This is a genomic window from Ottowia sp. VDI28 (genome assembly GCF_049532675.1).
Taxonomy (GTDB): domain Bacteria; phylum Pseudomonadota; class Gammaproteobacteria; order Burkholderiales; family Burkholderiaceae_C; genus Ottowia.
On record NZ_CP149820.1, the window covers coordinates 5,342,500 to 5,368,813 of the forward strand.

Below are 26,314 nucleotides of genomic sequence, written 5' to 3' on the forward strand. Positions count from 1 at the left end.
AATTCATCATGCCGGCCCGGGCGGAAATAACGGAGCGGTTCAGCACCTTCCCGAAAGCAAAAGCTGTCATCATCAGGCGATTATCATTGAAGCGCCTTGCTTTCCGGACTGCTTTTTCATGACACTTTCCCGCCCTCTTCTGGCCCGCTGGCGCCGTGCCGCTGGTTTTACCCTGATCGAATTGATGGTCGTGCTGGTCATCATCGGCGTGCTGGCGGCACTGATCGTGCCGAACGTGCTCGACCGCACCGATGATGCCCGCGCCACGGCGGCCCGCACCGACGTGCACAACATCATGCAGGCCCTCAAGCTCTACAAGCTGGACAACCACAGCTTTCCCACGGCCGAGCAAGGGCTGCAAGCGCTCATCGCCCGCCCAGCTTCTCCCCCTTGCCCGGCAACTGGAGGCCTTATCTCGAAAAGCTTCCCAATGACCCCTGGGGCCGTCCCTATCAGTATCTGAACCCCGGGGTGAAGGGCGAAGTGGACGTCATGAGCTTTGGCGCGGACGGCCAGAGTGGCGGCGAGGGCAAGAACGCCGACATCGGCAGCTGGCAATAGAAACAAAACGCGACTTTCTCCCAATCGACATGAAACGGCCGGGCGCGCGCGACGATCCCGACGCTCGCGGCTTCACGCTCATCGAGCTGATGGTGGTGATCGCCGTGATCGCCATCGGCACCGCGGTCGCCAGCCTGGCTTTGCGCGACAGCACGGCGGACATCCTGGCGCGCGATGGCGAGCGGCTGGCGGCGGTGCTTGAATCGGCGCGCGCGCGTTCGCGTGCCGCGGGTGTCGCGGTGCATTGGCGGCCGACACCCCAAGGTTTTGTATTCGATGGGCTGCCTCCAGGCGGAGAGCCGCTGCCCACGCGGTGGCTCGACAGCCAGACCGTTGCGGTCGGCAATGCGCCGCTGCTGCTCGGTCCCGACCCCTTGATCGGCCCCCAGGCGGTGCTGATCCACCGCGCGGGCAGCAGCCAGCCGCTGGTGCGCATTGCCACCGATGGGCTGCGCCCATTCGCAGTGACCACGATCACGCCATGATCCGCCCGTCTCGCGGCTTCACATTGGTCGAGGTGCTGGTGGCGCTGGCCATTACCGCCATCGCGCTGGTGGCAGGCCTGAAGGCCACGGCCGCTCTCACCAGCAACTCCGAACGCCAGGGGCATGCCTTGCTGGCGCAGATCTGCGCTGAAAACCAGTTGGTGGCGCTCCGGCTCGCGCGGCAGTTGCCAGGCGTGGGCGACAGCACCATCGAGTGCGTGCAAGCCAATCTGGCCCTGCAGGTCCAGTTAAGTGTGCGGCCCACCCCCAACCCCAACTTTCGCCGCATCGACACGGCGGTGACCGACGGCGGCGTGCAGATCCTGCGGCTGTCCACCATCATCGGGCGGAATTGATGATGCCCAAGTCCCGAGGTTTTACTCTGATTGAGGTGCTGGTAGCGCTGGCCATCATGGCGCTGATGGCGCTGCTCACCTGGCGCGGCATCGACGGCATGGCGCGCGCGCAGGAGGCCACGCGCCGCTATACCGATGATGTCCTGGCGCTGCAGGCGGGCCTCGGCCAATGGCGCGCCGACCTGGACGCCATGATGGTCTGGCAGGCCAGCAATATCGCCACCACCAGTTCCAGCACGTCGGCCATCCAGCCCCTGGTCAACCGCAGCCTCTCCTGGGATGGCAATACCCTGCGCATTACCCGCACTGCGGCCGACAATGCAGGGGCCGGCTTGCGCGTGGCCGCCTGGACGCGCCGCGCTGGCACCGGCCAATGGCTGCGCTGGCAATCGCCGCCGGTACTTACGCAGCAAGCCTGGCAAGCCGCCTGGGATGCCGCCGCCCGCTGGGGAGAAACCGCCTCGCTGCAAGGCACGCCCACCGGGGGGCGCAGGAAACAGTCATTGCCCCTGCCCAGGACTGGCAGTTGCATTACTTCCGCAATAACGCATGGACGAACCCTCTATCCAGCTCATCCGAAGGCAGCGATGCCACGGCCACGGTTCCTGACGGGGTACGGCTCATCATCACACTGGCACCGGGACAGGCCCTGACCGGCCCCTTGGTGGTGGACTGGATACGGCCCAACTTCGGGGGCGACTCATGAGCGCCGTGACCGCCGCAAGACAAAAAAGCTCCAGCGAGCGCGGCGCGGCCTTGCTGGCGGCCATGATCACCGTGGCCCTGGTGGCCACGCTGGCTGCCGCGGCGCTATGGCGCCAATGGCGTGGCGTTGAAGTCGAGACCTCAGAGCGGGCACGCGTTCAATCCAGTTGGATCCTGGGCGGCGCCCTGGATTGGGGACGGCTGATCCTCGCGGGCGATGCCCGGGAGTCCACAGTGGATCATCTGGGAGAGCCCTGGGCAGTGCCGCTGGAAGAGGCCCGCCTGTCCACCTTCCTGGCTGGCGGAGAAGCCAGCACCGAAACCGAGCGAGAAGCTTTTCTTTCAGGCCAGATCACTGATTTGCAATCACGCCTGAATATCATGAACCTGCTGATCAGCAAGGACACGGGGACAGATGACGGCAAGCAGCCTATCGATCGCTTCCGCCGCCTGTTCGAGCTCCTGGGCCTTCCCGCCGGGGAACTCGACGCCTTGCAGCGCAACCTGATCAATGCGCAGGCCGCGATGCAAAGCACCGAGACACAAAAGAGCGACGACGCGCCCCTGATGCCTCAGCGCTTCGATCAGCTCCTCTGGCTGGGCTTGACGCCCGCCACGCTGGAAACCCTGCGCCCCTATGTCACGTTGCTACCCCTGCTGAACAACAGCCCCACGCCAGTGAATCTCAACACCGCCAGCGCCCAGGTCATCTACGCTGCAGTCCCCGGGCTTGACCTGGCGGGTGCCGAAAAGCTCGTCAGTTCCCGCAGCAGCGCTTATTTTCAAGACACCCAGAAGGCCCTGAATATCGTGCAGCGCAGCGGCAGCGATGCCTTGACTTCCGACTGGGTCAGCACCACGACCAATTTCTTCGAAATTCGCGGCCGCCTGCGGCTGGACGACATAGCACTCCAGGAGATCTCGGTGGTACGGCGCATTGCCTCACCTCAGCGCCGCACCGTGCTGACATTGTGGCGCCAGCGGACCGCGCTCAATACCCTCGTGCCCGGCATGGGGCCGTAACGAAAGCTCTGGATCATGACCATGAATACGCATCCAGGCCTGAAGCGCCCTCTCACCCTCTAGAATGGCCCGCTCACATGAGCCTGCTTCTGATTGCCCTCCCCCTGGCCCGCCCGGCAGCTATGACTTCGCCACTTCGCGCGACGGTCAGACACTGGCCGCGCACGGAAGCGCTGCCCCAGCGCTGCTGCCGGATGCGGGGCGTGGGGTGGAAGTCGTCGCCGTGATTCCTTCTGCCCAACTCTCGTGGCAACGCGTGCAATTGCCCAAGGGTGTGGGTCCGGGCTCACCGCGCCTGCGCGCCACGTTGGCCGGCCTGCTGGAAGATCAACTGCTCGACGATGCGGAACAACTGCATTTCGCGCTTGAACCCGGCGCCAGCGGCGGCGGACAAGCCTGGGTGGCCGTGTGCGGCCGAGCCTGGCTCGCGGCCCACATGCATGCCCTGGAAGCAGCCGGCCGCGCGGTCAATCGCATTGTGCCCGAGCTAAGCCCCAGCAACGGGCCACTGCGCCTGCTCGTGACGGGCACGCCCGAGCGAGCCAGACTACTGGCCAGCGGCGATGCCGTACCCGGCGGCGTGCAAGCCCTTCCTTTTGAGCCAGGCGCGCTTTCGCTGCTGCCTCATCCGCCGGGCCATGCAGCCCCGCAAGCACCCGAGAGCGCACAAGGAACGCTCTCGACGGAACTCTTCGCCGAACCTGCCGTGGCGGCGCTCGCCGAGGAAGTCTTGGAACAACAGCCTGTCATTCAGCAAGCGGCGGACCGCCTGTTGGTGGCCAGCCGCTCACCTTGGGATCTGGCCCAATCCGATTTTTCGCGCGGCGGCCGCGCACGCGCAGCCAAGCGCGCTGGCGCGCTATGGCGCGACCTGATGCATGCGCCGGCATGGCGCCCTGCGCGCTGGGGTGTGGTCCTGCTGGTACTGGCGCAATTGATCGGGCTGAACTGGTGGGCCTGGGAGACACGCGCCGACCTGGCGGCACGGCGCACACGCATCGATGCCGCGCTCACCCAGACCTTTCCGAAGGTCAAGGTGGTCGTGGACGCGCCGGTACAAATGGCACGCGAAGTCGCCACGCTGCGCCAGGCCACCGGCGCCTTGTCGGCCCGCGATCTCGAACCTACCTTGAGCTCTTTTGCCTCGGTGGCACCGGAAGGCGCTGCGCCATCGGCCATTGAATTCGCAGCGGGTGAACTGCGCGCGCGCGGCGTGCAGATGGCCGCCAGCGCGCTTGCCGAAGCCAATCAACGGCTGCGGCCGCTGGGCTATCAGTTGCAGACAGAAGCCGATGCCGTGGTGCTGCGGCCAGGAAGCGCGCCATGAAGACAACCGCCCGCACAAGCCTTCAACTCGCGGCCGCGCAATGGGCGCGCCTGGATGCCCGTGAACGCCGGCTGATCAGTGTGGCGGCCACCGTGGTGGTGCTGGCCTTGCTGTGGTGGCTGACGCTTTCGCCCGCCATCAATACGCTGCGCGTGGCCGGCGAGCAACGCCAGGCGCTGGAAGCCCAGGCCCAGCAGATGCAACGCTTGCAAGCCGAGGCCGAAAAACTCAAGGCCTTGCCGAAGCTGAGCCAGAGCGAAGCCCTCAAAGCCTTGGAAACCGCCGTGAAGGATCGGCTGGGTACCGGCGGAAAGCTGAGTGTGGTTGGTGACCGGGCGAACGTGACCCTGAAAGATGTGCCCGCCGACGCCTTGGCCGAATACCTCGCCGATGCCCGCGCGAACGCCCGGGCCACGCCAGTCGAGGCGCGCCTGACCCGCGCCCCCGGCAGCGCCCCTGGCACGCCGGCACGCTGGAACGGCACGCTCTCATTGAGCCTTCCGCAACCATGAGCGCCAAGGAACGCCCCCTGGGGCTGGGCATTCGCCGGGCTGCTGATTGGCCTGCTGCTGGTGCTGGCCGTCACGGCACCAGCGCGCTGGCTGGCCGCAGCGGTGGCACTGGGGACCCGCGACATGGTTCAACTGCGCGACCCACAAGGCAGTGTCTGGTCAGGTTCCGCACGGCTGGTACTCACTGGCGGCGCCGGCAGCCAGGGCAGCGCGGCGCTGCCAGGACGGATGCAGTGGCGCCTGGAAACCTCCGGGTTGGGCGTGCGGGCGCGCGTCACCTCCGATTGCTGCACGCCGGGCGAGCCGCTCGATCTGCGCGTGATGCCGCGCTGGGGCGGCGCGCAACTGATGTTGGCCGACAGCAAGACCCAGTGGCCCGCGGCCGTGCTGACGGGCTTGGGGACGCCGTGGAACACCATTCAGCCTCAGGGGGAGCTGTCACTGTCCACCAAAGGGCTTTCAGTAGAATGGTTGGCTGGCCGGATAGCCATGGAAGGCGGCGCGGAACTTACCGCGCGCCATATGTCTTCACGGCTGTCCACCTTGCAACCCATGGGCTCCTACCGCATGACGCTCACCGGCGGCGACTCTCCCTCATTCGATCTGTCCACTCTGGAAGGCGCGCTGCGCCTGTCCGGCAAGGGCCAGTGGGTCGGCTCGCGCCTGCGTTTCAATGGGGAAGCCAGCGCGGCCCAGGGCATGGAAGCCCAACTGGCCAATCTGCTCAACATCCTGGGCCGCCGCCAAGGCGCGCGCGCCATCATCACGCTCGGTTAATCTCTGCATGAGTGCTCTACCTTCCAGCCATCCGGCAACGCCCCGATCTTCTGCCTGGCGGAGCTGGCCGAAGCAGCGGATGGCCGTGACCATCCTGGCCGCTTGTGCGAGCTCTTTCATCGCCGGCAGCCACGTGCACGCGCAGGACACCCCGAAAGCACACGGCGGTAACGTTACGCTGGATTTCGCCAATGCCGAAATCGATGCCGTGGCACGCACCATGGCCACGATCACAGGCCGCAATGTGGTGGTGGATCCGCGCGTCAAGGGCACCATGACGCTGACCTCCACTGCGCCAGTGAACGCCAGCCAGGCCCTGCGCCTGTTCCAGACCCAGTTGCGCACGCAAGGCTTCGCGCTGGTGGAAAACAACGGCATCTACCTGGTCATCCCCGAATCCGAAGCCAAGCTGCAAAGCGGCAGCGTATCGGCAGGAACCAAACCGGCGGGCGGCGGCCAGATCCAGACGCAGATCTTTCGCCTCACGCACGAGAACGCCAACAACCTCGTGCCCGTTCTGCGCCCGCTGATCAGCCCCAACAACACGATCAACGTCAATCCCGGCACCAACTCGCTGGTGATCACCGACTACGGCGACAACCTTCAACGTCTGGCGCGCATCATTGCCTCTCTCGACGTGTCCAATGCGACCGGCGTGGAGGTGGTGCGCCTGAATTACGCCGTGGCCTCCGATCTCGCACCGCTGATCGCCAGGCTGCTTGAAACAGGCGGCAGCGCCGGAGGGGCGGTCACGCCCAGCGCCGTGCCAGGCCAACCAACTCAAGCCACCGCCGCTGCCGCGTCGGCCGCCAGCGGCGGCGATGGCAGCTACCGCACCACATTGGTCCCCGAGCCGCGCAGCAATGCCATCATCGTGCGCGCCGCGAACTCTGCTCGGCTGGCCCAGGCCAAGGCGCTCATCGAGCAGCTCGATCAACCACCCGCTACCCGCCCAGATGGCTCCAACGGCAACATCCACGTGGTGTATTTGAAAAATGCCGATGCCACCAAGCTAGCAGTCACGCTGCGCGCAGCGCTGGCGGCGCTGCCTGGACAGAACTCCCCCACGGGTGCGGGCGGAGCTCCCAGCGCCATGGCAGCCAGCAGCAGCGGCCTGACCAACAGCACGCCCTCCTACAGCGCGAGCAACCAGAGCACGTTCTCAGGCACGAGCAGCAGTTCCAGCAGTGGCGGCAACGGCCTGGCCAGCGGGCCGAGCATCAATGCCCAGGCCAATAACCAGCCTTCCACGGGTGGCCAGATCCAGGCCGACCCGTCCACCAACTCGCTCATCATCAGTGCGCCCGAACCTGTCTACCGGGAGCTGCGCGCCGTCATCGACCAATTGGATCAGCGCCGCGCGCAAGTATTCGTCGAAAGCCTGATCGCCGAGGTGCGCGCCGACAAGTCGGCTGAACTGGGCATCCAATGGCAGGGGCTATTCAAGGGCGGCAATACCGTTGGCGTGCTGGGCACTAACTACTCCACTGCCAACGCCAGCGGCAGCGGGAGTACCACCAACCTGATCGACTTCGCGGCCCAGTTCTATGGCTATGGGACCAGTTCCTGGAAAGGACCCACGGTGTCACCCAGCAATGGATTCAATCTGTTGCTGGGTTCGAGTTCGCTGGGCATATTGGCCAACTTCCTCCAATCCACCGGCACGGGCAATGTGCTCTCGACCCCTACGCTGCTGACACTGGACAACGAAGAAGCCAAGATCATCGTCGGGCAGAACGTGCCTTTCGTTACCGGCAGCTATACCAACACCGGCAGCAGCAGCAACACTTCGGTCAACCCCTTCCAAACCTACGAACGCAAGGACGTGGGGCTGACCTTGCGTGTGCGTCCGCAGATCAGCGAAGACGGCACCATCAAGATGGTGATCTACCAGGAGGTGTCCGACGTGGTTCCCGGCACTACCAGTTCCGCCACGGGCCCGACCACCAACAAGCGCGCCATCGAATCCAGCGTGCTGGTCAACGATGGTTCCGTCGTGGTGCTGGGCGGGCTGCTCGAAGACAAGTTCTACCGCAACGAGGACAAAGTGCCGCTGCTGGGCGACGTGCCGGTGCTGGGCAACTTGTTCAAGTCGCAAAGCCGCGCGCTGATCAAGACCAATCTGATGGTGTTCCTGCGCCCCGTCATCGTGCGCGACTCCGCCGCCACCGAGAATTACTCTCTCAACCGCTACGACTACATGCGCCGCGCGCAGGAAGGCAACCAGCCGCCCTCCAGCGTGGTGCAGCATGCCAACCAAGCTCCCGTGATGCCTGCCGTAGTGCCGGTTCACCCTGACGCATGGAAGCGCCCCGCCCCTCCGGAGCCGATGATCCCCCCCACCAGTTCACCCATGCCTGCCAGCGGCGAGAACAACTACTACGGCGGCGACAACGAGCGCAGCGATCTCTTCAGAAACTAGGGGAAAAGGCCGTCCATGCGCTATCCCCTGCCCTATGCCTTCGCCCGTACCGCAGGCTTGCTGCTGGAAGACGACGGCCAGGGCCTGACCCTGTGGCACAACGGCCGCCCTGAGGCGAGCGCTCTCGGCGAGGTCATGCGCCGCTTCGGAACGACGGAGCCGCCCCTGACACTGCAACTGGCCGATCCACACACGCTGGCCCAGCGCATCAGCGCCGCCTACTCCCAGAGCGAATCGAGCGCCGCCGCCGTGGTGAGCGAGGTGGAATCCGATGCCGATCTCTCCCGCATCATGCAGGAACTGCCGGCCGTGGAGGATCTGCTCGAATCCGCGGACGATGCGCCCATCATCCGCATGCTCAACGCCCTGCTCACGCAGGCCGCGCGCGATGGCGCCAGCGACATCCATATTGAAGCCTACGAGCGCCACAGCGCGGTGCGCTTCCGCGTGGATGGCGCGCTGCGCGAAGTCGTGCGCCCCAATCGGGCCCTGCACGCCGCGCTGATCTCGCGCCTGAAGATCATGGCCGACCTGGACATTGCCGAAAAACGCCTACCGCAAGACGGCCGCATCAGCCTTCGGTTGGGTACCCGGGCGATCGATGTGCGCGTGTCCACCATTCCCAATGCGCACGGCGAACGCGCGGTACTGCGTCTGCTCGACAAGTCCGAAAGCAAGCTGAGCCTCGAATCGGTCGGCATGCTGGGCGATGTGCTGCAGAAATTCGAACGCCTGATTGCCCAGCCGCACGGCATCATTCTGGTGACCGGCCCCACGGGCAGCGGCAAAACCACCACCTTGTATGCCTCGCTTGCGCGGCTCGATGCCACGCGCAACAACATCATGACGGTGGAGGACCCGATTGAGTATGACTTGCCCGGTGTCGGCCAGACGCAGGTCAACCCGAAGATCGACCTGAACTTCGCCCGCGCCCTGCGCGCCATCCTGCGCCAGGATCCCGACATCGTGATGATCGGCGAAATCCGCGACATCGAAACCGCCCAGATCGCCATCCAGGCATCGCTCACCGGCCACCTGGTGCTGGCCACACTGCACACCAATGATGCCGCCAGCGCCATCACACGCCTGACCGACATGGGCGTGGAGCCCTTCCTGCTCAGTTCCTCCCTGCTCGGCGTGCTGGCGCAGCGGCTGGTCCGCAAATACTGCACCACGTGCCATGGTGCCGGCTGCGACACTTGCGGCGAAACGGGTTATGCGGGCCGTACGGGCGTGTTCGAACTGCTCATGGTCGACGACCAGATCCGCGCCCAGATCCACAATCAGACCGCGGAAGCCGACATCCGGAAGACGGCTCTGGCGCATGGCATGCAATTGATGCGTGATGACGGTGAACGGCTGGTGAAGCTCGGCATCACGAGCCAGGAAGAAGTGCTGCGCGTGACGCGGGATTGAAGGTGTCAAGTAAGGCATTGGCCTACACACACCTTCACCGAAGAAGTGCAGAATGAGGTTCTCTTTGGGCAGGCCCAAGACCCCACCTATGCATCAAGACATCATCGACGGCTTGCTCCAGCCGGTGGCCCGCATTTCACCCAAGTACTTCTACGACCAGTGCGGCTCCGAACTGTTCGAAGCCATCACGCGCCTGCCCGAGTACTACCCTACCCGAACCGAACGCACCCTGCTGAAGGAGCGCGCCCACGACATTGCGCAAGCGGTGGGCGCCGTACGCACCGTGATCGAGCCAGGCGCCGGCAACGGCGAGAAAGGCCGCGTGCTGTGCGGCATTCTGCAGCCGACGCATTTTGTCGGGGTCGACATTTCCACCGAAATCCTCCAGGAAGGCATGGCACGCCTGCGCCAGGAGCAGCCCACCGTCGATGCCCGCGCCGTGACGGCCGACCTCACCAACCATCTGGAACTGCCCGAAGACATTCCCTTCGCCCACCGCCTGGTGTTCTACCCAGGTTCGTCCATCGGCAACTTCGATCCGCCGCAAGCCCTGGAATGGCTGCGCCGCGCACGCACATGGATCGACAACACCGGCGGCTTGCTGATCGGCATCGATCTACCCAAGGAACTGGCGGTACTCGAAGCCGCCTACGATGACGCAGCTGGCGTCACGGCCCGCTTCAACCGCAATGTCCTGGCGCATGTGAACCGGTTGATCGGCAGCGATTTCGATGCATCGCAGTGGTCTCATCGGGCGTTCTTCAACACGAAGGCATCGCGCATCGAAATGCACCTTGAGGCCGACCGCGGGCAACTCGTGCGCTGGCCGGGCGGCCGCCGCGAATTCGCTCAAGGCGAGCGCATTCATACGGAAAACAGCTACAAGTATCCGCTGCCGGCATTCAGCGCCATGCTTCGTGAAGCCGGCTTCACACGCGCCCGCTGGTGGACAGATGAGCGCCATTGGTTCGCACTGATCCACGCCCAGCCATGAACTTCGCACATCATGCCCATCCGCTGGCCGCGCGGTATGACGCCGTACGCGCCCATACGTTGGCGCTCGTGGCGCCACTGTCCGCCGAGGACTGCGTGGTTCAATCCATGCCCGATGCCAGCCCTGCCAAATGGCATCTCGCGCATACCACCTGGTTCTTCGAAACCTTTGTCCTGGCGGCACACGAACGCGGCTTCGCGCTGTTCCGGCCTGAGTTTCGCGTACTCTTCAATTCCTACTACCACGCCGTAGGCGATCGCCATCCGCGCCCGCAGCGCGGCCTGCTCACGCGCCCCACACTGCAGGACATACTGGCCTACAGGAAACAGGTAGACGACCGCATGCGGGCTCTGCTGACGAGCAGCAGCGGCGACGCACCCTGGCATGCGATCGTCACCTTGGGCCTGCAGCACGAGCAGCAACACCAGGAATTGCTGCTGACCGACATCAAGCACCTGCTCTCCTGCAACCCTCTCTGGCCCGCCTACCAGGACGACGCGCCGCCCCCGGCTCACATGGGCGCGCCACTGGCATGGCAAAGCTTCGATGGAGGACTCGCCGAAATCGGCCATGAAGGCACGGCCTTCGCGTTCGACAATGAATCACCACGCCATCGCGTGTACCTGGCTCCTTATGAGTTGGCCTCGCGCCTGGTCACCAACGGCGAGTTCGCCCGCTTCATTGAAGCCGGCGGGTACGAGCAGTCGACCCATTGGCTGGCCGAAGGCTGGGATTGGCGCATCGCCGGCCACGCGGACCATCCGCTGTATTGGCAGCGCACAGCCGACGGAGCCTGGGAAGAATTCACGCTGGCGGGCCGCAAGCCGCTCGATACCGCGTCTCCTGCGCTTCACATTTCCTACTACGAGGCCGACGCCTATGCCCGCTGGGCCGATGCGCGGCTACCCACCGAAGCCGAGTGGGAACACGCGGCCTTCACCTCCGGTGCGCAGGATCAGCCGGCGAACCAATGGTTCGGCTTGGCCTGGCAGTGGACACAGTCCTCCTACGCTCCCTACCCCGGCTTTCGCGCCGCCGCTGGTGCCGTGGGGGAATACAACGGCAAATTCATGGTCAACCAATATGTGCTTCGCGGCAGCTCCTGCGCCACCCCGGCCGGCCATGCGCGGCTGAGCTACCGCAACTTCTTCCCGGCCACGGCACGCTGGCAATTCACTGGCCTGCGGCTGGCACGCGACGCTTGATGCGGCTTCGGCCCTGGCCTTTTCGGCCGCTACTCCACGCCAAGCAACGAATACACGCGCGACACATATTGGCCAAACTCCGGTGTCGTCTTGAGGTGCAGTTTTCGCGGTGACGGCAGATCAATGGGAAAGCTGTCGGCCATCCTGGCGGGACCGGCTGTGAGCACGGCACATCGCGAACCCAGGAATACGGCCTCCTGAATACTGTGCGTCACCACGACGAAGGTCTTGTGGGTCTCTTCCCAGATCCTCAGCATCTCGAGATTCATCTTCTCGCGGGTGAGCGCATCCAGCGCGCCAAACGGCTCATCCATGAGCACCAGTTTGGGATCGTGGATCAGCGCGCGGGCGATGGCGGCGCGCTGCTGCATGCCCCCCGACAACTCATACGGCATCTTGTCCGCAAAACCCGCCAGCCCGACCATATCGAGCAATTGACGGGCACGCGCCTTCGCCTGCCGCCGGTCCAAACCGAGAATGTCCGCCGGCAGCAGCACGTTGTCCAGGATGTTGCGCCACTTCAGAAGGAGCGGTTGCTGGAAGACCATGCCGACGTCCCGCCCCGGATTGAAGCGCGCTGCCCCGCCCATCTGCAGCTCTCCGCCGTCGTGCGCATGCAGGCCTGAGAGGATTTTCAGCAGTGTCGACTTGCCGCACCCGGAGGGCCCCACCAGCGAAACCATGTCACCCTCGAAGATGTCCATGGTCACATCGGAGACGGCGAGAAACTCGGTGTCGCGCTTGCGGTAGACCTTGCGAAGGTTGCGCATGCGAATCAAGGGCGCCTTCACGATAGCCACCGCTCCAGGTTGCTGCGGACGAAGGCATCGTCGGCGAATTCCCTGTGCTGCCTGTAGACGCGGTCTATCTCCTGCGCCTGCCCGCTGCCCAGCCCCTCCTGCGGATCCAGGCAGAGGATGTTGTCGAGCAAGCCCTGACGCCGCAGCACTTCATGGCATCCGGCGATGCAACCATGGAAGTTGTTCGCCACATCGAAGAAGGCCGCGTTGCAATCCGTGACCCTGGAATCCAACGCCAGCACCTCAGGCGGGAGCGCGCCCCCGGCTTTTGCCAGCGCGGCCTTGACCCACGCCAACTGTTTCACGGCGGTGGAAGTCCACACGGACCAATGCCCCAGGAGGCCACCCCGGAAACGCACCTCTATCGGCCGCCCTTCGCGCATGGCCGTGAAGGGTAGCGCCAGGTCCAGCACGATGTGGTCATCATTGCCGGTGTAGAGGAACACCCTGTCCTCCGCGCCTGCGTCGACCACACCGCGCACCACATCCAGGGTCCGGTAACGGTTGAACGGGGCCACCTTGATGGCCAACACATTGGGAATGAGGGCAAAGCGCCGCCAGAAATCGCTCGACAGCACGGGACCTCCGACCACCGTCTGGAGGTAAAAACCCACGAGCGGGATCTCTGCGGCCACTTCAGTGCAATGGGCGATCAGCTCGTCCTCGCTGGCACCCGCCACCGCCGCGAGACTTAACAGCCCCGCATGGTAGCCAAGACCCACCGCAGTCCTGGCTTCAGCCACGGCCTGCGCCGTCTGCCCGCACAATCCGGCGATCATGACCATGGGCCGGCTGCTCCACTGCAGCCTGTCTTGCATCGCCGACTCCAGCACCGCGGCATACAGGCCGCGCTCACGGATGGCGAACTGGGTGGTATGCACACCGACAGCCAAGCCGCCGGCTCCTGCATCCACGTAGTAACGAGTCAGGGCGCGCTGCCGCCGCCGGTCGAATTGACGGTTCGCATCCAGCGCGAGCGGATGCGCCGGAATGACCGTGCCCTGCGCCAGCAGCGAGAGCACGTCCTGCGGAAGATCGGATCGGTTCAGGGGCATCGGAATTCCTCGGTAACGTATGGGTCGGCCACAAAGTTCAAACGTATTCAGGGACGATGGCCGTTTCATCCCTGGGCAACTGAAGAGCGCTCCTGCTCCTGATCAATATTTGCCATCCCGCTGCTCGAATTTGGTGGGCTTGCCGTACATGCGCTGCTCGCGCGAGACCCAATCAGCCACCCAGGCCATCATCTGCTTGAGCGGCACCCGCGGATAACCGAACAGGCGCTCGGCTTCGCCGGTGTTCATCAGCCAGGCGCTGGGCGCCTCCTGCCCCTGGATTTCCACGGGACGGCCGAAACGGCGCCCGAACTCCTGTGCCAGCCAGCGAATGGAGGTCGTCTCCGGCCCGCTCACGTTGAGAGGGGAAGTGGGCACGGTCGCCACCTTCAGGCACCGCAGCGCTTGTGCGTTCGCATCGCCCTGCCAGATCACATTGACATGCCCCATGGTGACGTCGACCGGCTCACCGCGCCACACCTTCAGGGCCACATCCGCCAGGACACCGTAGCGCAAGTCGATGGCATAGCTCAGGCGGAACAGCCGCCCGGGTGTACCGTGTTGCTGAGAAAAATGCTCGAACATGCGCTCCCGGCCCACGCACGATTGGGCGTATTCGCCGGGCGGGTCAGGCGGCAGGTCTTCCGGTGCGCCCTGCCCGATAACCGGGACAAACGGGTAAACGCAGGCCGTCGAAAAGGCGACGATGCGGGACGCCCGGAAGTGCTCGGCCACCATGGCCGGGACTAGCGCATTCATGGCCCAGGTCAGCGGCAGGTTGCCCTCGCCACCGAATTTGCGCCCCGCCATGAACACGATGTTCTCGCAAAGGGGCAGCGCCTGCAGCGCCGCGCGGTCAAGAAGATCGCAAGCGATAGTTTCGACGCCGTAGGCATGCAGCGCCTCCTGCACGCCCGGCTCGCTGAACCGGGCCACTGCAATGACACGCCGGTTCTTCGCCAGGGCATTGCGCGCCAGGCGAGCCAGCGTGGGCCCCATTTTCCCGGCCGCCCCCAGGATCATCAGATCACCTTCCGTGGAGGCCAGGTCATTCGCGAGATCGCGTGACGGCAAGGCCAGGTAGTCTTCCAGTTCGGCTTCGGAGGCAAATTGCCCGGGCAAGGGCTGTTGATCCAGGAAAGGACCGTTCAAGTGATCAGTAGTCATTGGAGTCTCGCGTCACGAGTGATAAAGAGCCGCTCCAGAAGCAGAACCAGCCCATAGAGAACAACGCCCAGTGCGGTGATCAGCAGCACGGCCATGAAGACCGCAGGTGTATCCAGCGAAGCCTGCACCTGAATCATCAAATAACCGAGGCCCTTGTCGGAAGCAATGAATTCACCCACCACCGCGCCCGCCACCGCCAGCACAGTGGCGACTTTCATGCCCGAGAACAGATAGGGCAGCGATCCCGGCAACTGGATATAGCGGAACAGTTGCCAGCGCGAGCCTTTGAGCGCCTTGACGAGATCGAGCAGCTCAGGCTCCGTTTCATTGAGCCCGCGGATGGTGGTCAGCAGGATCGGGAAAAAGCACAGGCTGAAGGTAATAAGGATGTTGGGCCCGATGCCATAGCTGAACCAGACGATGATGAGCGGCCCCATGGCCACCTTGGGCACCATGTTCAAGGTGACGAGCACAGGAAAGAGCAGCAGCATGAGCCGCTTGCTTGTCACGAACAGCAGCGCCCCCAGAACGCCCGCCACCAGGCCGAGCGCATATCCCCCGAACACCTCTGCGGCGGTCACGAGCGTGTTGGAAAACCAGGCATGGTTGGGGTTGCCCAATGTCGCCAGGATGGCCGACGGCGCCGGCAGCACAAAGCTGCGCACATCGAATGCGCGCACAACCACTTCCCACAACACGACAAGCGCGGCGTGAACACCCACGATGCCGGCCCATCTGTACCAGGCCGGGCTCTCTCCCGCTGCCGGCATTGGCATGCCGCCGGCCTCCACGGATGCACCTACTGCAGGGGAAATGCTCATTCGCACGGTTCCTTGACGGCGGGCTTTACCTCCGAAAGCCCATGCGCCGGATCTTAGGATTTGCCCGCGCCAATGTCAACTAATTAGTTGATAAGAATTTTTCTGGCCTCAGGAAGCATCCGGACGCAGCGCGTGGAGGGCGAAGTCGATCACGTGCTTGCGGCGGTTGGCGAGCGCGGCCCGGGAATCGAGGCGCTTGCCGAAAATGACCGACAAGGTATGGTTGTTGGAGAAGAAGAAGTACGACAGGCCTGCCACTGAGATGTAGAGATTGACCGCGTCGTAGTCGCTGCGGAATACGCCGCTGGCGACACCCCGGGCCAGTGTGGCTTCCAGCAGTTCCACCAGCGGCAGATGCATTTGCAGAAGCGGCTGAGACTCTTTTATATGCTGGCCCTTGCTGCGGTTCTCATCGGCCAGCAGCGATATGAATTCCGGGTGCTCGTTCAGATAGTCAAAAGAGAAGCCCACCAGCGCGCTCATGGCCTCGGCCGGCGCCATGTCGGCCAGCGACAAGGCCTGCTCCTTTTCCCGCAGTTGGGCGTATACGGTCTCAAGCGCCTGACGGTACAGGCCCTCCTTGCTGCCGTAGTAGTGATAGACCAACTGCTTGTTCACACCTGCCGAAGCGGCAATCACATCCACGCGCGCGCCCGCGAAGCCGTTTCGCGCAAACTCTTCTGTCGCTGCCGACAGCAGCGCTTCCTGCGTGGCGGCGGCGTCCCGGCGCGGCAGATTGGCCAATGCGCGGGCTCTGCCCCGCACCGGTGGCATATCCACGGATTCAGCAGGCGCTGGGGTTTCGCGGACGGCGACGGCCCGCGGCGCCTTTCGCTGTGAAGTACTCATCAAAGTCTCCGGCGTTTGAAAAAGCGAAATGCGGCGTCTTACCCATTGCCTATCAACAAAACAGTTGATATAAATGATACACGAATCACCCCGTTGGAACCTGTGCAATGAAACTTCTGATCACCGCCCTGTGCGCCGCCTTCACGACTTTATCCGCATCCGCGGCGGATCTGAGCCTGATGCTCAACTGGACGCCCACGGCGGACCATGCACCTCTTTACTTCGCCAAGGCCCAGGGCTGGTACAAGAAGGAAGGCATTGATCTGAACATCGAGACCGGCAAGGGCTCGGCCGCCACGGCTCAACGGGTAGGCGCGGGAGGCACGCCGCTCGGTATCGTCGACCTGCCCACCGCCATGCAGGCGCGCGGCAAGGGCGCGGACCTCACCGCACTGATGGTGATCTACGCCAACAGCCCCCAAGGTTTCTACTGGCTCAAGTCCTCCGGCATCACCGGCCCCAAAGACTTCGGCGGCCGCAAGATCGGCAACCCTCCCGGCGATGCCGCGCGTCTCATGTGGCCGGCCTTCGCCAAGAAGGCGGGGCTGGAGCCCACGGCGGTGAAGTTCGTCAACCTGAGCCCGCAGGCGAAGGTCGCTGCCCTGAAGGCGAAATCGGTGGACATCATCAGCGACTTCTACAACGAGCATGACCAGAAGATCAAGGAGTTCGGCAACGACCTTGGCTTCGCGCCCTGGAGCTCGGTCGGGCTGAACGTCTATGGCAACTCCATCGTCGTCAATCACGCTTTCCTTGAAAAGAACAAGGATGCCGTCGCGAAGTTCACGGCCGTCACCCAACGCGCCTATGCGGCCTGCGTGCAGGCATTCGACCCCTGCCTGCAAGCCTTGATGGCGGGCGCGAGCGGGTTGAACGCCGACAACCAGCGCGATCAGTGGGAACGCATCAAGACGCTGATGCGTGATGAGACGACCACCAAGGTCGCCTTGGGCGCTATTGACGGGGCGCGCGTGAAATCAGACTACGATCTGGTGAGCTCGTTGATCGGCATCGACAAGGCTTTCGATCCGGCCCTGATGTTCACGAACGAGTTTCTGGACAAAAAGACACGCATGGCAGCGCAGTGAGCGCGCGCGGAGAGAAGATGGCGGCAAGAGTCCATGCCACCGGATGGCCTGCCGTTGAAGTCATTGACCGCCTTCCCGGTCGGGAGCCTCTATCGCAGCCCAGCGCTCCGCACCTAGCCACGCGCTCAAAGCCTTCGCCCCAGGAGGCGTGATCGCAAGCGACCGGTTTGCCGTTTTCGTGAGCCACCCCTTCTCCAGGCAATGACGGCAGATCACAGCGCCCAGGCGTCCGGCCACGTGCATGCGCCGCTCGCTCCAATCCAGGCATGGGCGGCAAAGCGGGCGGTCATGGGCGCGGCGAGCCTGGCCCGCTTCGGCCTTAACCATGGAAATACCCATGTGTTCCAGCACCGCCTGCGCCGCGGGAGTGACGAAGTTGCCGCTCAGGTCATCCCAGATGATCGCGCCGGATTGCTGCAAGGCCTCGGCAATCGCCACCCCCAATCTCCCCGCGATATGGTCATAGCATAGGCGCGCGACACGCATCGGCACGTCCTTGGGGCCGACGAAAGGCCTCGCGGCACTTGCCTGAACGGAGAGCTGCATGATGCCCTCCAGAGTCTGAGCGACTTCCGGGGACGACAGCCTGAAATACCTGTGCTTGCCCTGCTGAACCACATGAAGCAGAGAAGCCTCCACCAGCAAGGCGAGATGGCGGCTGGTGGTCGCCGCGGACAGGTGCGCGGCGCGGGCCAGTTCCCCAGCCGTGAGCGCCCGCCCATCCATCAACGCCACCAGCATGGCGGTGCGCGCCGGCTCCCCCATCAACGAAGCGATCCGCGCAATCTGGTTGGTATTCATGAGCCCAAGTATGGCCCCGTGCGCTGAATCACGCTTCGTTCCGGAGCGAAGCATGAGGCTGCCCGCATGGACGACGATGAAGTCCTACTACCTGGAGCTTCTTCATGTCCATGACCTGTTTCATCCGCTATGAAATCGACCCTTTCCAACTCGGCGCCTTTCGCGAGTATGCGAACAACTGGGGAAAGATCATTCCTCGATGCGGAGGGCACCTGATCGGCTACTTTCTTCCCTGGGAAGGAACCAACCATGAAGCATGGGGGCTCATCGCCTTTGAAAGCCTGGCCGCCTACGAAACCTATCGCCAGCGTCTTCGCGACGATGCCGAAGGCAAGGCCAACTTCGAGTTCGCGCAGCGCCAACGTTTCATTCTGCGAGAACATCGGACCTTCACGGAGGTAGCTGAGCAGACCTTCGGAAAACCTGCTCGGCCAGTACCCGATCCGATGGTTCAGGCCTGACCCAGGCGTGCGAAAAAGGGGAAAAAGGGGGAAAGGGCGGGGGTAGTGATAAGCCCGCCTTTTCTGCCCGCCTTTTCTTTCAGTGCTCCGCGAAGCGCCCGCTGTTGAAGTCGTTGATCGCCTCGCGGATCTGGGCTTCGCTGTTCATCACGAACGGCCCATAACCCACGACCGGCTCCTCAATCGGCTCCCCCGACAGCAGCAGCAGCTTCGCGTCGTTGTTGGCCTCGATCTCCACGCCAGCACCCGCCGTGGACAGCGTCGCCATCTCGGCCGCGCGCAGCACCGTATCGCCGTTGACCGCCACCGTGCCGGCCAGCACCACCAGCAAGGTGGTCCAGCCTTCGGGCTGCGGCAACTGCACCGTGCGCCCCGCTGCCAAACGCACGTCCAGCACGTTCATCGGCGAGAAGGTGTGCGCCGGGCCTTTGGCATCGCCATAGGCCCCTGCGACCACGCGCACCTGCCCCGCTCCATCAGGCAAAGCCACTGAAGGGATCTGCCCATCCGTAATGGCCTGGTAGCCTGCCGGCGCCATCTTGTCCTTGGCCGGCAGGTTGACCCACAGCTGCACCATCTCGAAAGGCCCGCCCTTGCGGCCGTACTCAGGAGAGTGGTACTCCTCATGGATGATGCCGCCGCCGGCCGTCATCCATTGGACGTCACCCTTGCCGATCACGCCGCCACCGCCGGTGGAGTCGCGATGCTCGACCTCGCCGTCATAGACGATGGTCACCGTCTCGAAGCCGCGGTGCGGGTGTTGCCCTACGCCACGCCGTTCAGTGGTCGGCTCGAAGCGGGTCGGCGCCGCATAATCAAGCAGCAGAAACGGGCTGCGCTCCGCCACGCCGTCGCCGTTGTAGCCGAACATGCCGTGGACCGGGAACCCATTGCCAACCCAATGCCTGCCAGGGGCGCTGCGGGTGTTCAAGACTGTTTTCGTGCTCATATCAAGCTCCTTTGCTCGACTTCGTGGGGCGCTTGGCCGTTCTGCCAGCGCATGTATTCATAGTAGAGGCAGGATGAACAGAAGAAAAGCCGTCAAAATGCCACACATCGTTCCACATGCGCAACAGTGATCCGATGTGCCGATGAACCCATGCAAGACCTGAACGATCTCGCCTATTTCGCGCTCGTGGCTGAGCATGGTGGCTTTGCCGCTGCCGAACGCGCCACGGGCATCCCGAAATCCAAGCTCAGCCGGAGGGTGGCCGAGCTGGAAGCCCATCTGGGTGTCCGGCTGATCCAGCGAAGCACGCGGCGCTTTGCCGTCACCGACATCGGCCAGCGCACACTGCAACATGCCCGCGCCATGTTGGCCGAGGCAGAAGCCGCGCAAGCGCTGTCGGCCGAGGAGATTTCCGAACCGCGCGGCACAGTCCGCTTGTCCTGCCCACCGGCTCTGCTCCAGCACGCTGTGGCCGATATGCTCGCGCAATTCCTGCGGGCCTGGCCCCAGGTCGCGGTGCGCGTGGAATCCACCAACCGCAATGTCGATCTATGGCACGACGGTGTCGATCTGGCGCTGCGCGTGCGCTTTCCCGCCGCAGACGGTACCATCCCTTCCCTGCACGCCGACGAAATCGTGAAATCGCTGGCGCAAAGCCCGCACGTGCTCGTGGCTGCCCCGGAGTTGCTGACCAACGCAGCGCCGCCCGCCACGCCAGCCGATCTGGCCCGCCTGCCCACGCTGGGCCTGGGCAACTCGGCCGACGAAACACGCTGGACACTGATCAATCTGGCCGGAGCCCACGCCGAAGTCGATCATCAACCGCGCCTGGTGGCCGATGACATGGGCACGCTGGTCTGTGCCGCGCTGGCCGGCGTGGGCTGTGCGGCGCTGCCGCGCCTGATGGTCCATGAAGCCTTGATCGAGCGCCGGCTCCTTGAGGTTCTGCCTGGCTGGGCGCCTCCTGCGGGGATGGTACAAGCCGCCTTTGCGTCGCGCCGCGGCATGCGGCCCGCGGTGCGCAAACTGCTGGATTTTCTGGCGGAGGAATTCGCCCAGTTGGCGCATCAAAAACGCTGCCTGCAGGCAGCGTGAGTCAAGACACTTCGACTGGGTCGGACGGCCGGTGTATCGCTATTTTCGGAGGACGTTGAGCACGGAAATGCGGAGAATGGGAAAGGAACAGCCGGGTGGAAGTGGCGCTGTGAAAGCCCCCATCCCCGCCTTCCCCCAGAGGGGGAAGGAGTAATACAGCGAAGCCCGTTGATTCGCGGGCCGAGCGCAGCGATGGCCCGAGCCACGGGTCCCCTCTGGCCGTGCCGAGGAGCGCAGAGCGTGGGGTGGGCAAGGGCACTGCAAGATGCCCTTGCTTCGTGCTCTGACTTGCCGGCGTTGTTTGAGCGGCGTGAACGAAGTGAACATAGCGAGTTCGACGGCACCACCCCTCGATTGAGCACCACAGGTTGCCCGGAGCGCAGCGCAGGGACACGTCCAGTGGGGTCGCCTTTCTTCTGCCTACTCTTCTTTGGCGACGCAAAGAAGAGTAGGTGCACTGCCGGGGGCAATCCCGGCCTCCGACCTCAAATCAAATAACTGAAAGCCATCAAGAATCAAGAGCGAAGGGCCCGATCTGCTGTCTTCAGTATTTGCAAAAGCCGCTCGCACCCGTTCTCCACCAGATCCAGCACACGCTCGAATCCGGCGGCGCCGCCATAGTAGGGATCAGGCACCTCATCGACCCCGTCCGCCGCACAGAAATCCGTCAACCGATGGAGCTTGTGCCGCAGCCGCGGCGGGCATAGGGCATGGGCTGCGCGCTCGTTGGCGGCATCCATCACCAGAATCAGATCGAAGTCCTCGAAATCCCGTGCCGTTAGTTGGCGCGCGCGCTGCGCGCTCAAATCCACACCGCGCCGTGCCGCATGCTGCTGCGCGCGCTCATCAGGCGGCGCGCCCACGTGGTAGCCATGCGTGCCGGCCGAATCCACATGGATGCGCTCCTGCTGATCAGCGGCCTTCACCCATTTTTCCAGCACGCCCTGCGCCGTGGGGCTGCGGCAGATATTACCCATGCACACCATGAGCACCCGCACCACGCCGGCGCCGTTCAGATAGGACAGATCAGGAGCGGCCATCACGTTCCTAGAACGGCAGCTTGCCCCCACCGCCAGGACCGCCCATGCCCGGCGGCAGGCCACCGCCGCCGCCCATCAACCCCTTCATGCCCCCCATTCGGCGCATCATCTTCATCAGGCCGCCGCCCTTCATCTGCTTCATCATCCCCTGCATCTGCTCGAACTCCTTGAGGAGGCGGTTGACTTCCTGAACGTGAACACCCGCGCCCGCAGCGATGCGGCGCTTGCGGCTGGCCTTAAGCAGTTCGGGTTTGCGGCGCTCGCCGGGCGTCATGCTGTTGATGATGCCCTCCTTGCGCTTGATGTCTTTCTCGGCGCGGCTCAGATCGGCATCGGTGGCCTTGGCCGTCATTTGCGTGGGCAGCTTGTCCATCAGGCTGCCGAGCCCGCCCATCTGCTTCATCTGCTGGAGCTGGCCCAGAAAATCCTGCAGATCGAAGCCGCTGCCGCTCTTGACTTTCTCGGCCAGCTTCTTGGCGGCCTCCAGATCGACGCCGGTCGCCACCTGCTCCACCAGCGCCACGATGTCGCCCATGCCCAGGATACGGCCCGCATGGCGCTCGGCATCAAATACTTCCAGGCCGTCGATTTTTTCCGAAACGCCCGCGAACTTGATCGGCGCGCCCGTGATCTGCCGCACCGACAGCGCGGCACCGCCGCGGGAATCGCCGTCCATCTTGGTCAGCACGATGCCCGTGAGCGGCAACGCCTCCTTGAAAGCCTTGGCGGTGTTGGCGGCATCCTGGCCCTGCATGGCATCGACCACGAACAAAGTCTCGACCGGGTTCAGCGCGCCATGCAGGGTCTTGATTTCCTGCATCAGCGCCTCATCGATCGCCAGACGGCCGGCGGTATCGACCAGCAGCACATCGTAGAAATGGCGCCGGGCGTGATCGAGCGCGGCGCGTGCAATGTCCAGCGGCTTCTGGTCTGGCGTGGAGGGGAACCAATCGGCGCCCGCCTGCTGGGTCACCGTCTTCAATTGTTCGATGGCAGCCGGGCGGTAGACGTCGCCTGACACTGTCAGCACCTTCTTCTTGCGCTTCTGGATCAGGTGCCGCGCCAGCTTGGCCGTGGTGGTGGTCTTGCCGGCGCCCTGCAGGCCGGCCATCAGGATCACGGCCGGCGGCTGAGCCGCCAGATCGAGGTCGGCCACGCCCTCGCCCATGGTGGCCGCCAGTTCTCGGTTGACGATGCCCACCAGCGCCTGGCCGGGCTTCAGGCTGCCCAGCACCTCCTGGCCCATGGCCTTGTCTTTCACGCGGGCGATGAAATCGCGTACGACGGGAAGCGCCACATCGGCTTCGAGCAGCGCCATGCGCACCTCCCGCAGCATGTCGGAGACGTTGCTTTCGGTGATGCGCGCCTGGCCGGAAATCTTCTTGACCAGACTGGAGAGTTTGTCGGTGAGTGCGGTGGCCATGGGGGAAAGGGGCACGCGCGGCAGATATCGCGTGCAAAAAAGCCGTATGAAGAGCACGGCTGGAACCTCTTGAGGGGAGGCCGAGCCGCTAAACTGTACCCATGATTTTAGCCAGCGCTTCCCCAGTCGGCCTGCTGCTTGGCGCGGCAGCGGCGGTAGCCTATGCCGTGCCCGCGCTGGCGGCACGTACTCTCGGCACCCTGAGCGCCCGGCGGATGCTGCTGCTGGCCTGGGTTTTGCACGGGGCGCAACTCGCCTGGAGCCTGCTCGGCGAGGCCCCGCGCTTCGGTTTTGCGCCGGCCCTGTCCATCACGGTATGGCTGGTGCTGACCGCCTACGTGGTGGAAAGCCAACTCTACCCACAGCTTCGGGCGCGCTGGGCGCTGGCGGGCTTCGGAGCGCTGGCCATTGTCCTGGCGCTGCTGTTCCCGGGCACGGCCTTGCCGGCCACTTCCTCGCCTTGGCTGCCGCTGCATTGGGCGCTGGGCATCGCCGCCTATGGCCTGTTCGCCGCGGCTGTGGCGCACGGCTGGCTGATGACGCGAGCCGAAGCGCAGATGCGGCACGCCCCGCAGGAGAACGATGGCGGTGTACCGCTGCTCACACTGGAGCGGCTGATGTTCCGCTTCGTCGGTGCCGGCTTCGTCTTGCTGACCCTCACACTGCTGGCCGGCACGCTCTTTGGAGAAACGCTCTACGGCACCACGCACAAGCATTGGCAGTGGGACCACAAGCGCGTGTTCACTCTCCTCTCATGGGTGGTGTTCGCGGTGCTGCTGCTGGGGCGTTGGCTCTGGGGCTGGCGCGGGCGGCGCGCGGTGCGCGTGCTCTACGTCGGTGCGGGCCTGCTGCTGCTGGGCTATGTGGGCTCGCGTTTCGTTCTTGAAGTCTTGCTGGGGCGTGCGGTATGAAGCTCTTGATCCTGTTGCTCGCCGTGCTGGGCGGTGTCTGGCTGTGGAAGCGCGGACGGCGTCTGGAACAACCGCGGCAAGCCCCCCTCAGAAAAAAGGACGCCAGGAGATCCTACCCATGCTGAGCTGCCCGGTCTGCGGCGTGCACGTGCCGCAAACCGATGCGGTAAAGGGCCAGCGTGGCAGCTATTGTTCCGCTGCGCACCGCCGCCAGGCGGAAGGTGCCTGAGCCGCTCGTCACGGAACTGATCCAGTGACCTCATCGACCACAGACTCCTCATCGTGGTTCGGCTCACTGCCGAACTCCACGGGCCGGCCTTCCCGGCGTGACGCGGAGCCCCCTCCGGGCGACGTGGAAGACTCGGATTTCGCGCGCCTCTGGAAAGCCTTCATGGGCGCGCGCGTGGTGATCGCCTTGGCGCTCCTGGGCCTGCACCTGGCTCTCTACGTACTGGGCAACGCCACACCGGCATGGCTGGTGGCCCTGTGCATCGGCTACCTCCTGCTCACCTCGGCGGTGGCGCTGCTGGCGCGGCCGCGGCAGCAGGGGCGGCACTTCGATGCGCAATGGCTGTACACCGTGGGCGCCGATCTGGCGCTTTTCAGCCTGATGTACTGGCAGCAGGTCGGCAGCATCAATTTCTCGCCGCTGCTGGCGCTGCCAGTGCTGATGGCCGCCATTCTGGGCTCGCGCGCACTGGCGCTCGGCACGGCGGCCCTGGCGGCGCTGTGCCTGCTCGGCCACGCGGCCCAATCGGCAGGGCTTTCCGAATGGGCCGGCCGAACGGAATGGGTCCAGGCGGCCCTGGCCGGCGGCGGGCTGATGATGCTCGCCTGGTTGATCAGCTACCTGTCGGAGCGCCTGGCGCTCGAAGAGCGGACCTCGCGCCGCAGCCAGGCGGAAGTGCGCGAGCAAGCTCTGGTCAACAATATGGTGATCGAAACCCTCTCCGATGGGGTGCTGGTCGTCGACGCCACTGGCATAGTGCGCGCGGCCAACCCGGCGGCCCGGTTGATGCTCGGCTCCGATCAGGACGTCACACCGCCCATCTTCAATCTTGACGACAACCCGGCCTGGATTCAGCTCGCCCAGATCGCCCAGATGAGCTTTGCCGAGACGCCGGTGGATTCAGCCAAGGTCATCTTGCGCCATGCCGACCTGCAAAGCTCCTATCTGCAGGTGCGCACCCTCCTCACGCCCTCGATGAACGACGGCAGCAAAAGCCTGTGCGTGATGTTCCTGCAGGATCTTCGTGAAATGGAGGCCCGCCTGCGCACCGAGAAACTCGCCGCCATGGGCCGCATGTCGGCGGCCGTGGCGCATGAAATCCGCAATCCGCTGGCCGCCATCAGCCAGGCCAACGCGCTGCTGGAAGAAGACCTCGAGCAGCCTGCGCAGCGGCGCCTCACGGCCATGGTGCGGCAAAACGCCCAGCGCCTGGATGATATCGTCGATGATGTGCTGGCCATCGCGCGCGCGCAGCATCATGGCCATGACAGCCTCGGGCAATCGCTGCCGCTCAACGCCAGCGCCGACACTTTCTGCCGCGATTGGGCGCAGCAGAACCATGCCATCCATCTTCTACGCCTGGAGTTGCGCGCGCCGGAGGTACAGGTGCGCTTCGCCCATGACCACCTGAGGCGCCTGCTGGTCAACCTACTCGACAACGCCCTGCGCTACAACAGCCGCTCCGCCGGTTCCATACAGGTCAGCATGCGCGCCATGCGCGACGGCCCGGTGCGGCTCGCGGTCTGGAGCGACGGCCCGCCCATGGAGCCAACCGTCCGGCGCCACCTGTTCGAGCCTTTCTTTTCTTCCGAGAGCCGCTCCAGCGGCCTGGGTCTCTTCATCTGCCGCGAATTGTGCGAGCGCCACGCCGCCACCATCAGCTACGAACGCGCGCCGCGCGAGCGAGAAGGGGGTATGGTGGAGGGCAACGAATTTTCCGTGAGCTTCCAGCGCATGCGCGGCGGCTTGCCCAGACTCTAAGAACGTGTTCACGATCTAAAGACCTCCACGCCATGACCAATGGCCCCACTTACACCCAGCCGCGCAGCGCCGTCAAGGCTA

25 protein-coding genes and 1 pseudogene are annotated in these 26,314 nt (G+C 64.4%); 17 read left to right on the forward strand and 9 right to left on the reverse strand.

The window, feature by feature from the left end:
• Positions 1-118: 118 nt before the first annotated feature.
• The 12 genes and pseudogenes from gspG (at position 119) to egtB (ending at position 11,783) form a co-directional block, all read left to right on the forward strand.
• Positions 119-561 (forward strand): annotated as a pseudogene (gspG, locus tag WJU18_RS25450) (type II secretion system major pseudopilin GspG).
• A 29-nt stretch (positions 562-590) separates the two neighbouring features.
• Positions 591-1,046 carry a pilus assembly FimT family protein gene (locus tag WJU18_RS25455; RefSeq protein ID WP_423456610.1) on the forward strand — a complete coding sequence of 152 codons (456 nt, stop codon included), beginning with the start codon at positions 591-593 and terminating at the stop codon, positions 1,044-1,046.
• Complete coding sequence (gene gspI, locus WJU18_RS25460) at positions 1,043-1,402, forward strand: type II secretion system minor pseudopilin GspI (RefSeq protein ID WP_423456612.1); 360 nt, start codon at positions 1,043-1,045, stop codon at positions 1,400-1,402. Before WJU18_RS25455 ends, gspI begins: the two co-directional genes overlap by 4 nt.
• The gene (locus WJU18_RS25465; RefSeq protein WP_423456614.1) at positions 1,402-2,055 is read left to right on the forward strand and encodes a PulJ/GspJ family protein; all 654 of its coding nucleotides are present in this window, start codon (positions 1,402-1,404) and stop codon (positions 2,053-2,055) included. Before gspI ends, WJU18_RS25465 begins: the two co-directional genes overlap by 1 nt.
• A 49-nt stretch (positions 2,056-2,104) precedes the next feature.
• Positions 2,105-3,130 carry a type II secretion system minor pseudopilin GspK gene (gene gspK, locus WJU18_RS25470; protein ID WP_423456616.1) on the forward strand — a complete coding sequence of 342 codons (1,026 nt, stop codon included), beginning with the start codon at positions 2,105-2,107 and terminating at the stop codon, positions 3,128-3,130.
• Positions 3,131-3,194: 64 nt separating this feature from the next.
• Positions 3,195-4,457: a type II secretion system protein GspL gene (gene gspL, locus WJU18_RS25475; RefSeq protein ID WP_423456618.1), complete on the forward strand. Its 1,263-nt coding sequence runs from the start codon at positions 3,195-3,197 to the stop codon at positions 4,455-4,457.
• A complete protein-coding gene (gene gspM, locus WJU18_RS25480; protein ID WP_423456620.1) occupies positions 4,454-4,969 on the forward strand; it encodes a type II secretion system protein GspM in 516 nt (171 codons plus the stop codon). The genes gspL and gspM overlap by 4 nt, the downstream gene beginning before the upstream one ends.
• A gap of 60 nt (positions 4,970-5,029) precedes the next feature.
• Positions 5,030-5,746, forward strand: coding sequence for a type II secretion system protein N (gspN, locus tag WJU18_RS25485; RefSeq protein WP_423456622.1), 717 nt, complete (start codon positions 5,030-5,032; stop codon positions 5,744-5,746).
• Positions 5,747-5,825: 79 nt separating this feature from the next.
• A complete protein-coding gene (gene gspD, locus WJU18_RS25490) occupies positions 5,826-8,168 on the forward strand; it encodes a type II secretion system secretin GspD (RefSeq protein ID WP_423456624.1) in 2,343 nt (780 codons plus the stop codon).
• A gap of 15 nt (positions 8,169-8,183) precedes the next feature.
• Entirely contained in the window at positions 8,184-9,584 is a 1,401-nt protein-coding gene (locus tag WJU18_RS25495) for a GspE/PulE family protein (RefSeq protein ID WP_423456625.1), read from the forward strand.
• Positions 9,585-9,672: 88 nt separating this feature from the next.
• Positions 9,673-10,578: an L-histidine N(alpha)-methyltransferase gene (egtD, locus tag WJU18_RS25500; protein WP_423456627.1), complete on the forward strand. Its 906-nt coding sequence runs from the start codon at positions 9,673-9,675 to the stop codon at positions 10,576-10,578.
• On the forward strand, positions 10,575-11,783 hold the full coding sequence (gene egtB, locus WJU18_RS25505) for an ergothioneine biosynthesis protein EgtB (RefSeq protein WP_423456628.1): 1,209 nt from the start codon (positions 10,575-10,577) through the stop codon (positions 11,781-11,783). The genes egtD and egtB overlap by 4 nt, the downstream gene beginning before the upstream one ends.
• A gap of 29 nt (positions 11,784-11,812) precedes the next feature.
• Here egtB and WJU18_RS25510 read toward each other — a convergent pair whose 3' ends face one another.
• The 5 genes from WJU18_RS25510 to WJU18_RS25530 form a co-directional block, all read right to left on the reverse strand.
• Positions 11,813-12,553, reverse strand: coding sequence for an ABC transporter ATP-binding protein (locus tag WJU18_RS25510; protein WP_423456630.1), 741 nt, complete (start codon positions 12,551-12,553; stop codon positions 11,813-11,815).
• 17 nt (positions 12,554-12,570) lie between these two features.
• Positions 12,571-13,638, reverse strand: a complete 1,068-nt coding sequence (locus WJU18_RS25515; RefSeq protein ID WP_423456632.1) for a dihydrodipicolinate synthase family protein — start codon at positions 13,636-13,638, stop codon at positions 12,571-12,573.
• Positions 13,639-13,740: 102 nt separating this feature from the next.
• Positions 13,741-14,805, reverse strand: coding sequence for an NAD-dependent epimerase/dehydratase family protein (locus tag WJU18_RS25520; protein ID WP_423456634.1), 1,065 nt, complete (start codon positions 14,803-14,805; stop codon positions 13,741-13,743).
• The gene (locus tag WJU18_RS25525; RefSeq protein ID WP_423456636.1) at positions 14,802-15,626 is read right to left on the reverse strand and encodes an ABC transporter permease; all 825 of its coding nucleotides are present in this window, start codon (positions 15,624-15,626) and stop codon (positions 14,802-14,804) included. The genes WJU18_RS25520 and WJU18_RS25525 overlap by 4 nt, the downstream gene beginning before the upstream one ends.
• Positions 15,627-15,734: 108 nt before the next feature.
• Positions 15,735-16,475 carry a TetR/AcrR family transcriptional regulator gene (locus WJU18_RS25530; RefSeq protein ID WP_423456638.1) on the reverse strand — a complete coding sequence of 247 codons (741 nt, stop codon included), beginning with the start codon at positions 16,473-16,475 and terminating at the stop codon, positions 15,735-15,737.
• A gap of 107 nt (positions 16,476-16,582) precedes the next feature.
• Here WJU18_RS25530 and WJU18_RS25535 point away from each other — a divergent pair, with 107 nt between their 5' ends.
• Positions 16,583-17,563, forward strand: a complete 981-nt coding sequence (locus tag WJU18_RS25535; protein WP_423456640.1) for an ABC transporter substrate-binding protein — start codon at positions 16,583-16,585, stop codon at positions 17,561-17,563.
• Between the two features lie 60 nt (positions 17,564-17,623).
• On the opposite strand, the gene WJU18_RS25540 is transcribed toward WJU18_RS25535, so the two are convergent.
• A complete protein-coding gene (locus tag WJU18_RS25540; RefSeq protein ID WP_423456642.1) occupies positions 17,624-18,364 on the reverse strand; it encodes an ArsR/SmtB family transcription factor in 741 nt (246 codons plus the stop codon).
• A gap of 104 nt (positions 18,365-18,468) precedes the next feature.
• Here WJU18_RS25540 and WJU18_RS25545 point away from each other — a divergent pair, with 104 nt between their 5' ends.
• Positions 18,469-18,825, forward strand: coding sequence for an NIPSNAP family protein (locus WJU18_RS25545; protein WP_423456644.1), 357 nt, complete (start codon positions 18,469-18,471; stop codon positions 18,823-18,825).
• Positions 18,826-18,904: 79 nt separating this feature from the next.
• Here the strand turns inward: WJU18_RS25545 and WJU18_RS25550 are convergent, their stop codons facing one another.
• Entirely contained in the window at positions 18,905-19,774 is an 870-nt protein-coding gene (locus WJU18_RS25550) for a pirin family protein (protein WP_423456646.1), read from the reverse strand.
• A gap of 150 nt (positions 19,775-19,924) precedes the next feature.
• On the opposite strand from WJU18_RS25550, the gene WJU18_RS25555 reads away from it, so the two are divergent.
• Positions 19,925-20,869 carry a LysR substrate-binding domain-containing protein gene (locus WJU18_RS25555; RefSeq protein ID WP_423456648.1) on the forward strand — a complete coding sequence of 315 codons (945 nt, stop codon included), beginning with the start codon at positions 19,925-19,927 and terminating at the stop codon, positions 20,867-20,869.
• A gap of 515 nt (positions 20,870-21,384) precedes the next feature.
• On the opposite strand, the gene WJU18_RS25560 is transcribed toward WJU18_RS25555, so the two are convergent.
• Together WJU18_RS25560 and ffh are read right to left on the reverse strand one after the other, a co-directional pair.
• Positions 21,385-21,909, reverse strand: a complete 525-nt coding sequence (locus WJU18_RS25560; RefSeq protein WP_423456650.1) for a low molecular weight protein-tyrosine-phosphatase — start codon at positions 21,907-21,909, stop codon at positions 21,385-21,387.
• A 7-nt stretch (positions 21,910-21,916) separates the two neighbouring features.
• Positions 21,917-23,332, reverse strand: a complete 1,416-nt coding sequence (ffh, locus tag WJU18_RS25565) for a signal recognition particle protein (protein WP_423456652.1) — start codon at positions 23,330-23,332, stop codon at positions 21,917-21,919.
• 101 nt (positions 23,333-23,433) lie between these two features.
• Here ffh and WJU18_RS25570 point away from each other — a divergent pair, with 101 nt between their 5' ends.
• Positions 23,434-24,243: a cytochrome C assembly family protein gene (locus tag WJU18_RS25570; protein WP_423456654.1), complete on the forward strand. Its 810-nt coding sequence runs from the start codon at positions 23,434-23,436 to the stop codon at positions 24,241-24,243.
• A 253-nt stretch (positions 24,244-24,496) separates the two neighbouring features.
• The gene (locus tag WJU18_RS25575) at positions 24,497-26,233 is read left to right on the forward strand and encodes a two-component system sensor histidine kinase NtrB (protein WP_423456655.1); all 1,737 of its coding nucleotides are present in this window, start codon (positions 24,497-24,499) and stop codon (positions 26,231-26,233) included.
• Positions 26,234-26,314: the final 81 nt, after the last annotated feature.